Genomic DNA, 14677 nt, shown 5'->3' with positions numbered 1-14677 from the left:
CCGGCCGACCCGGCTCGGGATCGGGTTGCCGCCCGTGGCGCCGGGCGGCGGCGGGGCCGGACGCGGCGGCGGGGGCAGCCGGCGGGTGTCCGGCTCGGGCGCGGGCTTGCTGGGACGGCCCTCGTCGAACCCGGCCGCGATCACCGTGACCCGCACCTCGTCGCCGAGGGCGTCGTCGATGACCGCGCCGAAGATGATGTTGGCGTCGGGCGCGGCGGCGTTGGACACCAGCTGGGCCGCCTCGTTGATCTCGAACAGGCCCAGGTCGGACCCGCCGGAGATGGACAGCAGCACCCCGTGCGCGCCGTCGATGCTGGCCTCCAGCAGCGGGCTGGAGATCGCCATCTCGGCGGCGGCCACCGAGCGGTCGTCGCCGCGCGCCGAGCCGATGCCCATCAGCGCCGATCCGGCGCCGGACATGACCGACTTGACGTCGGCGAAGTCCAGGTTGATCAGGCCCGGGGTGGTGATCAGGTCGGTGATGCCCTGGACACCGGACAGCAGCACCTGGTCGGCGGCCTTGAACGCGTCGAGCACGCTGACCTGCCGGTCGGAGATCGACAGCAGCCGGTCGTTGGGGATGACGATGAGGGTGTCGACCTCGTCGCGCAGCGTCTCGATGCCGGCCTCGGCCTGCATGGCGCGCCGCTTGCCCTCGAAGCTGAACGGGCGGGTGACCACGCCGATGGTCAGCGCGCCCAGCGAGCGGGCGATGTTGGCCACCACGGGCGCGCCGCCGGTGCCGGTGCCGCCGCCCTCGCCCGCCGTGACGAAGACCATGTCGGCGCCCTTGAGCACCTCCTCGATCTCCTCGCGGTGGTCCTCGGCGGCCTTGCGGCCCACGTCGGGGTTGGCGCCCGCGCCGAGGCCCCGGGTGAGCTCGCGGCCCACGTCCAGCTTGACGTCGGCGTCACTCATCAGCAGCGCCTGGGCGTCGGTGTTGATCGCGATGAACTCGACGCCCTTGAGTCCCTCTTCGATCATCCGGTTGACGGCGTTGACACCGCCGCCGCCGATGCCGACGACCTTGATGACCGCGAGGTAGTTCTGCGGTGCTGCCACTACGAGGGGCCTTTCCGCTCGCTCTATCGGACCGGACGACCCGGTTCGGCGAACCGGGTCGCTGCGGTGCTCTGGACCTGATGTCTGTGTGGTTGTCGCCTGCCGCCTCCGTCGCGGGTGCGGCCGGTGCCGCGGGCCGTGGACGGCGGCGGTGCCGTCCGGACAAACCCTCACCCTCAACTTGAGGCTTACAGTTATGTCAACCTGCTGACTGATACGGACAGTAGGGCGGCCCAACCGCCAGGGTCAACTAACCCCCGGCCAACCGATCCGGCGTGTCGCGGTGAGTCCCGCTTGCCCCGGTTGGCGAAGCACGCCAGGCCTTCCATGCTCCCAGCGTGCCCCATCGGGCGCCCGGAATCGCCCCGACACACGCACCGCCGCGGTTTCACCGGGTGGTGACGACCTCGGGCGAGCTGACGTCGATGATCCGCGCCGAGCGCCCCGCGGCCGTGCGCCGCAGGGCCTCCAGCAGCCGCGCCTTCTCCTCGGTGCGCTCGGCCGAGCCCCACACGACCAGGGGCCCGCCCGTGAGCCGCAGCGTCACCGACTCGGCGCCCGTCGCCCGCACCTCGGCGACCCGCGGGGCGAGGCGGCCGGGCAGCTCCCCCAGCACGCGCAGCGCCGCCAGCGTCGCCGGATCCGACGGCCCCGGCGACCCCGTGACCAGCTCGGGCAGCCCCGACGGCCGGGACGCGCCGTCGGCGACGGCCACCCCGTGCCGGTCGAGCCGGTAGTACCGGCCGCCGCGCTGCACCACCGCGACCGGGACGCGTTCGCGCACCACGATCCGCACGGTGGTGGGCCAGCGCCGCTCCACCGTGGCCGACTCGACCTCGCGCAGCCGCTCCAGCCGCGCCCGCGCCTCCTCGGTGCCCAGCCGCACCATCGGCACGCCCAGGCGCACCCCGGCGGCGGCCACGATCCGGTCGCGCGGGGCGAGCTCGGTACCGGTGATCTCGACGGTGCGCACCACCAGCAGCCGCGAGCCCAGCAGTACCCAGCCCACCGCGCCGAGCACTCCGAAGACCAGCAGCGTGACGAACGCCACCTTCCAGCGGCCCGGGTGGCCGCGCCGCGTTCCCGTCTGCCCGCCGACGTTGGTCATGCCGTCCAGGATGGCCGCGCCGGCCGGCGATTCCGGGGATCCCACGCCCGGCGACGACGAAACTCCCCAAAGATCACACTCTGGGGCGTCCGTCCCAGGGCGCGCGGAACGCTCCCTTCAGGACGTGCGGGCGGCGAGGCCCTCCAGGATGCGCGGGCCCAGGTCGGTGACGTTGCCCGCGCCCAGGGTGATCACCACGTCGCCGGGCCGCGCCAGGTCCGCCACGAGGGCGGGGACCTCGTCGAACACCGGCGCGTACACGGTGCGCGTCGCCTCGGGCACGGCGTCGGCCACCAGGGCGCCGGTCACGCCGGGCTCGGGATCCTCCCGGGCGCCGTACACGTCCAGCACCACCGCGACCTCGGCCAGCCCCAGCGCGGCGCCGAACTCGGCGGCGAAGAAGCGGGTGCGGCTGTACAGGTGCGGCTGGAACACCGCGACGATCCGGCCGCCGCCCTTCTGCTCCACGTAGTCGCGGGTGGCGCGCAGGTCGGCGGTCAGCTCGGTCGGGTGGTGGGCGTAGCTGTCGAACACCTGCACGCCCGCCGCCTCGCCCTTGGGCTCCAGGCGGCGCATCGCCCCGCCGAACGAGGCCAGCCCGTCCAGCACCCCGGCCAGCTCGGCGCCCAGCGCCCGCGCCACGGCGAGCACGGCGGTGGCGTTGAGCGCGTTGTGCAGGCCGGGCACGGTCAGCGCCACGTCGCCGACGCCCTCGACGTGGAACCGGGAGCCCAGGCCGCGCGGGGTGAAACCCGTGACGCGCAGGTCGGCGCCGGGCGCCTCGCCGTAGGTGCGCACCGTCAGGCCGCGTTCGCGCGCCCGCCCGGCCAGCTCCATCGCCACCGGGTCGTCGGCCCCGGCCACCAGCGTCCCGCCGGGCTCGATCCGGTCGACGAACCGGACGAAGTTCTCCTTGACCTTCTCGAACCCGCCGTAGTTGTCCAGATGGTCGGCCTCGACGTTGGTGACCACCGCCACCCGCGGGCTGTAGGCCAGGAACGAGCCGTCGCTCTCGTCGGCCTCGGCGACGAACACGTCCCCGGAGCCCTCGTCGGCGCCCAGCCCCGTGGTGACCAGCTGCCCGCCGATGCAGTACGACGGGTCGGCGCCGACCCGCTGCAACGCGACCGTGAGCATCGAGGTGGTGGTGGTCTTGCCGTGGGTGCCCGCCACCGCCACCGCGCGGCGCCCCGCCATCAGCGACGCCAGCGCCGCCGACCGGTGCAGCACCCGCAGCCCGCGCCGGCGCGCCGCCACCAGCTCGGGGTTGGTGTCGCGGATCGCCGTGGACACCACCACGGTGTCGGCGTCGCCCAGGTGGGCGGCGTCGTGCCCGACGAACACCTTGGCCCCCAGCTCGCCGAGCTGCGCCAGCAGCTCGGAGTCCCGGGCGTCGCTGCCGGAGACGGGAATGCCGCGCCGCAACATGATCCGCGCGACGCCGGACATGCCGGCGCCGCCGATCGCGATGAAGTGGACCTTGCCCAGCTCCCCCGCCGGCACGACCTCACCAGGACTGATCAGACTCATCGGGCGGTGCCCGTCCCCTCGTTGCCCGTCCTCTCGCCGCGCGCCGTGGCCACGCCGGCGGCGTCGGGGGCGCCCGCGGCCCGCCGCGTCACCGGTGGCCCGCCGCGCGGACGACCTCGTACACCATCTGCGCCAGCGCCTGGTCGGCGTCGCGGCGGCCCAGCCGCCCGGCGGCCTCGGACATGGCCGCGACACGGCCCGGGTCGGCCAGCACCGGCAGCAGCTGGTGCACGATCCACTCCGGGGTGAGCTCGGCGTCGTCGACCAGCAGGCCGCCGCCGCCCGCCACCACCGGCTCGGCGTTCAGCCGCTGCTCGCCGTTGCCGTGCGGCAGCGGCACGTACACCGCGGGCAGCCCCACGGCGGTCAGCTCGGCGCAGGTCATCGCGCCCGCCCGGCACATGGCCATGTCGGCGGCGGCGTAGGCCAGGTCCATCCGGTCGCAGTAGGGGATGGTGACGTACTGCGGGCCGCCGGCGGCGGGCTCGGGCTCCTCGGTGTTCTTGGGCCCGACGATGTGCAGCACCTGGATGCCCGCCTGCCGGAACGCCGGGGCGGCGGCCACCGCGGCGCGGTTGAGCGAGCGCGCCCCCTGCGAGCCGCCGAAGATCAGCAGCGTGGGCAGGTCGGGCAGCAGCCCGAAGTAGGAGCGGGCCTTGTCCCCCATCGCCAGCCGGTCCAGCGTGGCGATCTCCCGGCGCAGCGGGATCCCGACGAACCGGGCGTTCGGCAGCGGCGAGTCGGCGTGCGAGACGGCCACGTGCTCGGTGAACCGGGCGCCCAGCTTGTTGGCCAGGCCCGGCTTGGGGTTGGCCTCGTGCACGATGATCGGGATCTTGCGCTTGCGGGCGGCCAGGTAGCCGGGGGTGGCCACGTACCCGCCGAACCCGACCAGCACGTCGGCCTGCGCCTGGTCCAGGACGCCCGCGGCCGCGTTGATGGCGCCGCGCAGCCGGCCCGGGACGGTCAGCAGCTGCGGCGTCAGGGTGCGGGGCAGCGGCACCGGCGGGATCAGCGCGAGCTGGTAGCCCCGCTGCGGGACCAGCCGGGTCTCCAGGCCCCGCTCGGTACCGAGGCAGGTGATCCCTGTGTTGGGATCGATGCGCCGCAGCGCGTCGGCGAGGGCCAGCGCGGGCTCGATGTGTCCGGCGGTGCCGCCGCCGGCCAGGACAACCCTCATGCTCGCTTACATCTCCTCAGCATTTCGTGACGGGGGGACTCACTGACGCCGTGCCAGGCCAAGCCAGCTTAGGGCGCGGGCGACCGGCCCGGGACCCCGGGCGGCCAGCGCCTGGCGGGCGCCGGGCTCGCGTTTGGCGAAGGCCAGCAGCATGCCGAGCGCGATCAGGGTCGGGATCAGCGCCGACCCCCCGTAGGAGACCAGCGGCAACGGGATCCCGGTGATGGGAAGCACACCGATCACGGCTCCGATGTTGACGATCGCCTGCACCACCACCCACGCCGTGGCCCCGGCCGCGGCCAGGCGGGTGAAGGGATCGCGGACCCGCCGGGCGATGCGCAGCCCGGCGTAGGCCAGCAGCCCGAACAGGCTCAGCACCACGAGGGTACCCACCAGCCCGAGCTCCTCTCCGATGATCGCGAAGATGAAGTCGGTCTCGGCGTGCGGCAGGAAGTCCCACTTGGCCCGGCCCTCGCCCAGGCCGGTGCCCAGCCAGCCGCCGGAGGCGATCGCCAGCTGACCCTGGGTGCCCTGGTAGTTGGTGGTGTACTGGTTCTGGGACGGGTCCAGGTAGCCGGTGAGCCGCTGCAGCCGGTACGGCTCGACGATGATCAGGATCGCCACCAGCAGGCACACCAGCCCGGCCATGCCGACGAACAGCCGGCCCGGGGCCCCGACCACCCACAGCAGCGCCAGGAAGATCGTCAGCAGCACGAGGGTGGTGCCGAGGTCGCTGCCGAGCATCACCATCAGCACCAGCATCCCGGCGCCGGGCAGCAGCGGCACCAGCAGCGGCCGCCACTCGTTGAGCTGGCCGAGCCGCTCCTTGCGGGCCAGCAGGTCGGCGCCCCACAGCACCAGCGCCAGCTTCGCGGGCTCGGACGGCTGCACCAGCAACGGCCCGAGGCTGATCCAGCGGGTCGCGCCGCCCGCCGAGTGGCCGAGGCCGGGCACCAGCACCAGGCCGAGCGCCACGATCGACAGCAGCAGCAGCGGATAGGCGAACGCGCGGAACGTGCGCACCGGCAGCCGCGAGGCCAGCCACATCAGCGGCAGCCCGATCGCCATCCACATGGCCTGCTTCTGGAACAGCGTGTACGCCGACCCGGTCGCCTGGATCTGCTGGACCAGCGACGCCGACAGCACCATGGTCAGCCCCAGCGCCAGCAGCATGATCGAGCAGCCGAGCACCAGGTAGTACGAGGTCAGCGGGCGGTCCAGCAGGCCGACGGCGGCGGCGACGTGCTCGCGCGGCCCGGCCCGGCGCGGGCGTTCCTCCCGGCCGTCGCCCGCCGGCGCCGACGGCACGGCGGCGTTCATGCTCGCGCTCCCCTCCTCTTTCGCGCTGCGCCGGACCCGCGCCTCCCGCCGCGCCCTACCGGGACTCGGCGAGCCGCCGCACGGCCGCGGCGAAGGCGTCGCCGCGCGCCCCGTAGCTGGCGAACATGTCGAACGACGCGCCCGCGGGGGCCAGCAGCACCGTGTCACCCGGCCGGGCCAGCCCGGCGGCGGCGGACACGACGCGGTCCATCGCCCCAGTGTCGGTGTCGGGAACGTCCACCACCGGGACATCCGGCGCGTGTCGCGCAAGTGACTCCGCGATCCGTGCCCGGTCGGCGCCCAGCAGCACCACGCCGCGCAGCCGGTCGGCGCACGCGCGGACCAGGTCGTCGACGTCGGCGCCCTTGAGCAGGCCGCCCGCGATCCACACCGCCGACCGGCAGGACGCCAGCGACGCGGCGGCGGCGTGCGGGTTGGTGGCCTTGGAGTCGTCGACGTAGTCGACGCCGTCCACGTTCGCCACGTGGGCGATGCGGTGCGGGTCGGGGGTGAACGCGCGCAGCCCCTCCCGTACGGCCTCGGGCGGGACGCCGTAGGCGCGGGCCAGGGCCGCGGCGGCCAGGGCGTTGGCGACGTTGTGCGGGGCATAGGGCCGCACGTCCGACAGTTCGGCCAGTTCCACGGCCTCGCGCCGCGGGTCGGGCACGAACGCGCGGTCGACGAGCAGGTCCTCGACCACGCCGAGCTGCCCGGGGGCGGGCGTGCCGAGGGTGAAGCCCTTGGCGCCGGGCCCGCCGAGCCGCGTGGACACCGGGTCGTCGGCGTTGACGATCGCCACCGTGCCGGGCGCGTAGATCCTGCCCTTGTCGGCCGCGTACGCCTCGAACGAGCCGTGCCAGTCGATGTGGTCGGGCGCCACGTTCAGCACCGCCGCCGCGTAGGGCGCCACCGTGCTGGACCAGTGCAGCTGGTAGCTCGACAGCTCCACGGCGAGCACGTCGTACTTGTCCAGCACCGCCTCGACGATGGGCGTGCCCACGTTGCCGACGGCGACGGCGCGGTGTCCGGCGGCGGTGAGCATGCACGCCAGCATCCGCACCGCCGTGGTCTTGCCGTTGGTGCCGGTCAGCGCCAGCCACGGCGCCGCCCCCTGTCCGCCTGCCCCGCCCTGTTGTTCCAGGGGGGACGACCCCCCAGAACGCACGGCATCCCTTGCTTCGCTGCGGGTGCCGTGCGCGAGCCGCCACGCGAGTTCGACCTCGCCGATGATCTCGATGCCGGCGGTCGCGGCGGCCGACAGCAGCGGCACGTCGGGCCGCCAGCCGGGCGAGGTGACCACCAGGTCGGTGCCGGCGGGCAGGGTGTCGCCGTCGCCGAGGCGGACGGTCACGCCCGCGTCGGCGCGCAGCCGTTCGGCCCGGTCGCGCAGCGCGTCGTCGTCGCGGGCCTCCACGACGGTGACGCGGGCGCCGCGCTCGGCCAGGACCCGGGCCGCGGCCCGGCCCGACACGCCGAGGCCTGCCACGCACACCGCGCGGTCGCGCCAGTCACCCATCGAGCCGCTCACCCCTTGGGCATCCATTCCAGGTAGAACAGGCCGAGACCGATCGCGGTGAACAGCGCCGACATCAGCCAGAACCGGACGACGATGGTGGTCTCGGCCCAGCCGGACAGCTCGAAGTGGTGCTGCAGCGGGGCCATCTTGAACACCCGTTTCTTGGTCATCTTGAACCAGCTGACCTGGATCATCACCGACAGGGTGATCATCACGATCAGGCCGCACAGGATGGCCAGCAGGAACTGGGTGCGGGTGAGGATGGCCAGGCCCACCAGGACGCCGCCCAGGGCCAGCGACCCGGTGTCGCCCATGAAGATCTTCGCGGGCGGGGCGTTCCACCACAGGAACCCGAACACGCCGCCGAGCACCGCGGCCGCGACCACCGCCAGGTCCAGCGGGTCGCGCACGCTGTAGCAGTTGGGCGCCAGCGCGAAGTCGTAGCAGCTGTTGCGCAGCTGCCAGTTGCCGATGATGACGTAGGCGCCCAGCACCATCGCGGCGGGACCGGCGGCCAGGCCGTCCAGCCCGTCGGTCAGGTTCACGCCGTTGGACGTCGCGGCGATCAGCACCAGCGCCCACACCACGAACAGGTAGGGACCGATGTACGGCCCGAAGTCGCGCAGGAACGACAGCTGCGGGTAGGCGGGGGTCACGTCGTAGCCGTTGGGGAAGTTCAGCGAGCCGACCGCGAACACCACACCGACGATCACGATGCCGATCATCTTGGCGCCGCTGCGCAGGCCCAGGCTGCGCTGCTTGAACACCTTGATGAAGTCGTCGACGAAGCCGACCAGGCCGAGCCCGGCCATCAGGAACAGCACCAGCGCGCCGGAGATCGTCGGCGCGGTCCCGGTGAACAGGTGGGCCGCGCCGTACCCGACCAGGGAGCCGACGATGAACACCGCGCCGCCCATGGTGGGCGTGCCGCGCTTGGTCAGGTGCGCCTCGGGGCCCTCGTCGCGGATCATCTGGCCGTAGCCGAGCCGCCGGACGATCCGGATCCACACCGGGGTGCCGAGCATGCCGAACACCAGGGCCACCCCGGCGGCGATGATGATATTGGTCACGCCCGGTCACCCTCCGGCCCACCGGAGAGCAGAGCCTCGGCGGCCCGCTCCAGCCCCGCGACGCGAGAGCCCTTCACCAGCACGACGTCCCGCGGCCGCAGCCGCTCGCGGAGCGCGGTCACGGCCGCGCCGACGTCATCCACCTGTACGCACTCTCCCGTCCATGACCCCACTCGCTCGGCCCCCTCGGCCATCGCCGCCGCGTTCCCGCCGACCACGACGAGCCCGGCGAACCCCCGTTCGGCGACGTGCTGTCCGATCTTGGCATGTTCCGCGGCGGAAGAAGGGCCGAGCTCGGCCATTTCCCCCAGTACCGCCCACGCCCGGCGGCCCCGGGCCATGTGCGCGGCGGCGTCGATCGCGGCCCGCATCGACTCGGGGTTGGCGTTGTAGGCGTCGTTGACGACGGTCACGCCGTCGGGCCGCTCGGTCACCTCCATGCGCCAGCGGCTGGCCGGGGCGGCGTCCGACAGCGCCGCGGCGACCTCGGCGACGCCCATGCCGGCCTCCCGGGCCACGGCGGCCGCCGCCAGCGCGTTCAGCACGGCGTGGGCGCCGTGCAGGCGCAGCTCCACCGGCGCCGACCCCTCCGGGGTGACCAGGGTGAACCGCGGGCGCCCGGTGTCGTCCATGCGCTCGTCGGCGGCCCGCACGTCGGCGCCGGCGGACCGGCCGAACGTCACGACGCGGGCGCGGGTGCGGGCGGCCATGGCGCGCACCAGCGGGTCGTCGGCGTTCAGCACCGCCGCGCCGTCCGCGGGCACCGCCTCCACCAGCTCGCCCTTCGCCTCGGCGATCTTCTCGCGGCTGCCGAACTCGCCGACGTGCGCGGTGCCGACGTTCAGCACCACGCCGACGCGCGGCCGGGCGATGCCGGTGAGGTAGGCGATGTGGCCGGCGCCGCGGGCGCCCATCTCCAGCACCAGGTGGCGGGTGGACTCCTCGGCGCGCAGCACGGTCAGCGGCAGGCCGATCTCGTTGTTGAACGAGCCCGGCGGCCACACCGTCGGCCCGGCGCGCCCGACGACCTGGGCGATCAGGTCCTTGGTGGAGGTCTTGCCGGCCGACCCGGTGACCGCGATGACGGTGGTGCCGGGCAGCCGCGCCAGCACCCCGGCCGCCAGCCGCCCCAGCGCGGCCCGCACGTCGTCGACGACGACGGCGGGCCCGCCGACCGGGCGCTCGGCGAGCACCCCGGCGGCCCCGGCGGCCAGCGCGGCGGCGGCGAAGTCGTGGCCGTCGACGCGTTCGCCGCGCAGCGCGGCGAACAGCGCGCCGGGCTCCACGGCCCGTGAGTCGATGACGACGGGGCCGCGGACCACGGCGTCCGCGCCGTCCCCGTGGGCGACGCCGCCGGTCAGCTCCGCGATCGTCGCCAGCGGAAGTGGGATCACGCCTGCGTCCTGTCTCCTCGTGCGTTCTCGACGTTGGACGCGCCCGCGGCGGCCTGCGTTCGGCGCAGCGCCGCGCGCAGGACCTCCCGGTCGTCGAACGGCAGCACCTCGCCGGCCACGTACTGGCCCAGCTCGTGGCCCTTGCCGGCCACCACCAGGACGTCGCCGCGGCGGGCGCGGGCGACGGCGAGCTCGATCGCGGCTGCGCGGTCGGGCTCCACCACCACATGGGCGCGCTGCCCCTGCGGCACCTTCAGCCCGCCCTCGACCATAGCGGCGAGGATGGCCAGGGGGTCCTCGGACCGGGGGTTGTCGTTGGTGAAGTACGCCATGTCGGCCAGCCGCGCGGCGGCCTCGCCCATCAGCGGGCGCTTGCCGCGGTCGCGGTCGCCGCCGCAGCCCAGCACCACGGCCAGCCGTCCCTCGGTGAGCGGGCGCAGCGCGGTCAGCACCGCCTCGACCGCGCCCGGCTTGTGCGAGTAGTCGACCAGAGCGACGAAGTCCTGGCCCTCGTCGACGCGTTCCAGGCGGCCGGGCACGCCGGTCAGCGACGCCACGCCGTGCACCGCGGCGGGCAGCGTCAGCCCCGCCTCCACCAGCGCCACGATCGCGGCCAGCGCGTTGGCGACGTTGAACGGCCCGGGGAGCTGGACGGCGGCGTCGGCCTCGATGCCGCCGGGGCCGACCACGCGGAAGACGCTGCCGTCGGCGCCGACCCGCACGTCCTCGGCCCGCCAGTCGGCCGCCGGGTCGCCGGTCGCCGAGTAGGTGGTCAGCGGGATGGTCGCGACCTCCACCAGCTCGCGGCCCCACTCGTCGTCGAGGTTGACCACGCCGACCCGCGCGTACTCGGGGGTGAACAGCCTGGCCTTGGCGGCGAAGTAGTCCCGCATGGTCGGGTGGTAGTCCAGGTGGTCCTGGGACAGGTTGGTGAAGATCGCCACCTCGTAGTGGGCGCCGCCGACCCGGCCCTGGTCGAGCGCGTGGCTGGAGACCTCCATGGCCGCCGCGCCCACCCCGCGCTCGCGCATCGCGGCGAACAGCGCGTGCAGGTCGGTGGACTCGGGGGTGGTCAGCGCGGCGGGCACCCGCTCGTCGCCGATCCGCACCTCCACGGTGCCGATCACGGCGGTGTCCACCCCGGCCGCGCGCAGCCCCGCCTCCAGCAGGTACACGGTGGTGGTCTTGCCGCTGGTGCCGGTGACGCCGATGAGGGCCAGGTCGCGGGCCGGCTCCCCGTACACCCAGGCGGCGGCCTGGCCGAGCCGGGCCCGCACGTCGTCGACCACGAGCACGGGCAGTCCGGCGGCGGCGGCCCGGTCGCGTCCGGCGGGGTCGGTGAGGATCGCCGCCGCGCCCGCGGCGGCGGCCTGCCGGGCGAAGTCGGCGCCGTGCGCGCGGGCGCCGGGCAGCGCCGCGTACAGGTCGCCCGGCAGCACCCGCCGGGAGTCGTGGGTGATGCCGGTCACCGACACTCCCGCCGGGTCCCGGCCGTCCCCGGCGTCCGCGACCCCCAGCAGCGCCGCCAGCCCGGACAGCGGCCGGGCCGGAGTGGTCGTCGGGCGCATGGCGTGTCTTTCGGTACGGGACGTTCGGGCGGACGTCTGGACGGACGTTCGGGCGGACGAAGGTGCCGATGCTGAACTCACGGCGAGAGAGGGTACTCGCTGCGGTCAGTCCCGGGCGTAGATCTTGACGGTCGGCGGTTTGCTTCCCGTCGGCGGAATCTTCCGGGTCTGCAGCGCGAAGCTCATCACGTCCCTGAACACCGGCGCGGCCGCATCGCCACCATAGTGGCTTCCCCGCCGCGGGTCCTGCAGGACCACCTGAACGACCAACTGAGGGTCGTCGGCGGGCGCGAATCCGGCAAAGGAGGCGGTGTAGCCGCCGCCCCGGTAACATCCGCAGGCGGGGTTGACGATCTCCGCGGTGCCGGTCTTGCCCGCCACCCGGTAGCCCTTGATGCGCGCCTTGGGGGCGGTGCCCTCCTTGGACGTGACGCCCTCCAGCATGTCGCGCAGCTTGCGGGCGGTGTCGGCGCTGATCACCTGGCGGCGTTCGGGCGCCGCCGCCGGGGTGAACGAGCCGTCGCCGCCGGTGCTGCCCAGGATCAGGTTGGGGGCGACCCGGACGCCGCCGTTGGCGATGGTGGCGTAGACGCTGGCCATCTGCAGCGCGTTCACCGACACCGTCTGCCCGAACGAGATCGGGTAGCGGTCGGTGCCCGACCACTTGCTCGGCGGGCTGAGCTGCCCGGGGGTCTCGCCCGGCAGCCCGATGTCGGTCTTCTCCCCGAACCCGAAGGCGCGCAGGAACTGGTAGAGCGTCTGCTGGGAGATCCGCTCGCTGGCCAGGATGGTGCCGACGTTGCTGGAGGTGGCCAGCACGCCGGCGAACGTCAGCCGCTGCGTGGGGTGGTGGTGCGAGTCGTGGAACGTCCGGTCGTACCTGGTGATGCTGTAGGGCACGGTGAACGGCGTGTCCGGCGTGACGCCGCCCTTCTCCATGACGGCGGCCGCGGTGATCACCTTGTTGGTGCTGCCGGGCTCGTAGGCCTCCCGGACGATGGGGCTGTTCCAGTGCTTCTGCGACGAGCGGCCGTACTCGTTGGGGTCGTAGCCGGGCGCCGACGCCAGCGCCAGCAGCTGCCCGGTGCGCACGTCCATGACGATGACGCTGCCGTTGCGGGCGCCGGTCTCGCGCACCCGCTCCTCGATCGCCTCCTGCGCCTTGAACTGCAGGTCGCGCAGCAGCGTCAGGCGCAGCCCGCGGCCGGGCACCGAGGGCCGCTTCTGGGCCTCGCCCATGGGGATGTGCTGGCCCTCGGGGCTGATCTCCACCTTCTGCCACCCGGGCCGGCCGGCCAGCTGCTTGTTCATGGAGTACTCCAGCCCGGCGCCGCCCTCGCCCTCGGCGTTGACGAACCCGATGACGCCCGCGGCCAGGTCGTCGTTGGGGTACTCGCGCCGGTACTCCGGCTTCGTGCCGATGCCGGGCAGCTTCTCGGCGAGGACCAGCCGGGCCCGGTCGGGCCGCACCCCGTGCGCCAGGTACTCGAACCGGCTGCCCGGCTTGCTGATCACCTTCATGACGTCCGCCGGGTCCAGGCCCAGCATCGGCGCCAGCGTGGACACCACCTTCTGCCGGTCCTTGGGCTCGATCATGAGGGGGTCGGCGAAGACGGCGCGCGCCTCGACGGTCATGGCCAGCGCGTTGCCCTGGGCGTCGGTGATGTCGCCGCGCACCGCCGGCAGCTCGATGTCCTGGAGCCGCTGCCGCTTGGCCCGTTCGGTGTAGGCGGCCGACTCGATCGTCTGCAGCTGCACCAGCCGCCCGGCGAACAGCGACAGCACGAACGCCACCACCAGCAGCCCCGCGTTCAGCCGCTTGATCGGGTCGCGGCGGTGGAACGGGATGCGCGGCCGGGGCCGTTTCGGCGGACGCGGCGGCCCCGGCGGCCTGCCGCCCTTCCTGGGCCGTGCCGCGCCGTCGGCCTTGGGCGCGCCCTTGGCGGCCCCTTTGGCGGCCCCCTTTGCGGTGCCCTTGGGCACGCTTTTGGAGGACGGACGCGTCGTCCTGGTCGCCGTCCTGGCCGCGGGCTTGGCCGGCTTGGTGGTCTTGCCGCCCGGCTCCCTGTCCTTGTTCCTGTCGCGGGGAGGCGTGCGCTTGGGGACGGCGTCGCCCGGCTCGCCCTTGCGGGGCGGCGGCACGGCGGCTCCGCGCGCCGGGCGCCGGGGCGTGCCCGCCGATCCGCCCGCACCCGGTGCCTTCGGCGCGCCGCCCGCCGGGCGCCCGGACGCGCGCGCCCCGCCCGGGCCGCTCTTCTCGCTCCTGTCCTCCGGGCGCGCCCCCGACCCGCGGGAACCGCGTCCCTGCGGGCCGCCCCGGCGGCCGGGCGGCGGCCCCGCCGTACCGCGTCCCGGCCGAGCCGTCACCGCGTCACTCCCTCGGCGTGCCCCGTGCTCACGGCGCCCCGGTGGGCTCGCCGGGCCGCTGCGCGGACGGCTGCCGCATCTGCCCGTTCTGCGTCTGGCCGGTGCCGCCCTGGTCGCCGGCGGCGCCCGTGCCGGGGGCGGTCGGCACGCCCTCGCCCGGCACCACGGCGCCGGGGATGCCGACCACGCCCGCGGCGCCCGCGGTGGCGGCCGCGGCGTGCGGCACCGGACGCACCGGCCCGCCGATCACCCGGCCGGTGGGCTCGTCGAGGTAGGCGACCTGCGTGGGCCGCACCATGCCGAGCGCCTCGGCCCGCTGCGCCAGGATCGCGGGCGACTCCTCGCGCGCGATGTCCTCCTGCAGCGCCTGCTTCTGCTGGGCGAGCATCTTGTTGTTCTTCTGCAGCCGGGTCAGGGTGAACGCGTCCTCGGCCAGCACCGTGTTCAGCAGCAGCAGGCTCACCAGCGCCCCGCCCAGCAGCCCGACGATCAGCAGCACGAACGGCGTGCGCGGCGGCGCCGTGCTCCGCCGGGCGGCGGGACGCGGGGCGGCGGCCGGGGC

Annotated in this window: 11 protein-coding genes; all 11 read right to left on the bottom strand. The window is 74.6% G+C overall.

Going from position 1 to position 14677, the window contains the following annotated elements; translation table 11 throughout:
• Positions 1–1062 (bottom strand): cell division protein FtsZ (ftsZ, locus tag ABD811_RS40635; protein WP_344958513.1); only part of this gene is annotated, 1062 nt, incomplete at its 3' end.
• A gap of 388 nt (positions 1063–1450) precedes the next feature.
• Positions 1451–2170 (bottom strand): cell division protein FtsQ/DivIB, encoded by a 720-nt coding sequence (locus ABD811_RS40630; protein WP_344958511.1) that lies wholly within the window; start codon positions 2168–2170, stop codon positions 1451–1453.
• A gap of 117 nt (positions 2171–2287) precedes the next feature.
• The gene (gene murC, locus ABD811_RS40625; protein ID WP_344958509.1) at positions 2288–3700 is read right to left on the bottom strand and encodes a UDP-N-acetylmuramate--L-alanine ligase; all 1413 of its coding nucleotides are present in this window, start codon (positions 3698–3700) and stop codon (positions 2288–2290) included.
• Positions 3701–3788: 88 nt separating this feature from the next.
• Positions 3789–4880 (bottom strand): undecaprenyldiphospho-muramoylpentapeptide beta-N-acetylglucosaminyltransferase, encoded by a 1092-nt coding sequence (murG, locus tag ABD811_RS40620; RefSeq protein ID WP_344958507.1) that lies wholly within the window; start codon positions 4878–4880, stop codon positions 3789–3791.
• A gap of 39 nt (positions 4881–4919) precedes the next feature.
• A complete protein-coding gene (gene ftsW / locus ABD811_RS40615; RefSeq protein ID WP_344958505.1) occupies positions 4920–6200 on the bottom strand; it encodes a putative lipid II flippase FtsW in 1281 nt (426 codons plus the stop codon).
• Between the two features lie 55 nt (positions 6201–6255).
• On the bottom strand, positions 6256–7716 hold the full coding sequence (gene murD / locus ABD811_RS40610; protein WP_344958503.1) for a UDP-N-acetylmuramoyl-L-alanine--D-glutamate ligase: 1461 nt from the start codon (positions 7714–7716) through the stop codon (positions 6256–6258).
• Between the two features lie 8 nt (positions 7717–7724).
• On the bottom strand, positions 7725–8786 hold the full coding sequence (mraY, locus tag ABD811_RS40605) for a phospho-N-acetylmuramoyl-pentapeptide-transferase (protein WP_344958501.1): 1062 nt from the start codon (positions 8784–8786) through the stop codon (positions 7725–7727).
• Entirely contained in the window at positions 8783–10180 is a 1398-nt protein-coding gene (locus ABD811_RS40600) for a UDP-N-acetylmuramoyl-tripeptide--D-alanyl-D-alanine ligase (RefSeq protein WP_344958499.1), read from the bottom strand. Before ABD811_RS40600 ends, mraY begins: the two co-directional genes overlap by 4 nt.
• Positions 10177–11748, bottom strand: coding sequence for a UDP-N-acetylmuramoyl-L-alanyl-D-glutamate--2,6-diaminopimelate ligase (locus ABD811_RS40595; RefSeq protein WP_344958497.1), 1572 nt, complete (start codon positions 11746–11748; stop codon positions 10177–10179). Before ABD811_RS40595 ends, ABD811_RS40600 begins: the two co-directional genes overlap by 4 nt.
• Before the next feature lie 105 nt (positions 11749–11853).
• Entirely contained in the window at positions 11854–13596 is a 1743-nt protein-coding gene (locus ABD811_RS40590) for a peptidoglycan D,D-transpeptidase FtsI family protein (protein ID WP_486303622.1), read from the bottom strand.
• A 547-nt stretch (positions 13597–14143) separates the two neighbouring features.
• The coding region (gene ftsL, locus ABD811_RS40585; protein ID WP_344958493.1) for a cell division protein FtsL at positions 14144–14677 on the bottom strand (534 nt) is incomplete at its 5' end.

This window comes from Actinomadura miaoliensis (assembly GCF_039536785.1).
Taxonomy (GTDB): domain Bacteria; phylum Actinomycetota; class Actinomycetes; order Streptosporangiales; family Streptosporangiaceae; genus Spirillospora; species Spirillospora miaoliensis.
The sequence above is the reverse complement of the archived record's forward strand: the minus strand, read 5'-3'. Positions and strand labels throughout refer to the sequence as shown.

Excerpts from the sequence above, each read along its gene's own strand:
- ftsW (WP_344958505.1), bottom strand. The coding sequence starts at position 6,200 with ATGAACGCCGCCGTGCCGTCGGCGCCGGCGGGCGACGGCCGGGAGGAA.
- murG (WP_344958507.1), bottom strand. The coding sequence starts at position 4,880 with ATGAGGGTTGTCCTGGCCGGCGGCGGCACCGCCGGACACATCGAGCCC.
- ABD811_RS40595 (WP_344958497.1), bottom strand. The coding sequence starts at position 11,748 with ATGCGCCCGACGACCACTCCGGCCCGGCCGCTGTCCGGGCTGGCGGCG.
- murC (WP_344958509.1), bottom strand. The coding sequence starts at position 3,700 with ATGAGTCTGATCAGTCCTGGTGAGGTCGTGCCGGCGGGGGAGCTGGGC.
- murD (WP_344958503.1), bottom strand. The coding sequence starts at position 7,716 with ATGGGTGACTGGCGCGACCGCGCGGTGTGCGTGGCAGGCCTCGGCGTG.
- ABD811_RS40630 (WP_344958511.1), bottom strand. The coding sequence starts at position 2,170 with ATGACCAACGTCGGCGGGCAGACGGGAACGCGGCGCGGCCACCCGGGC.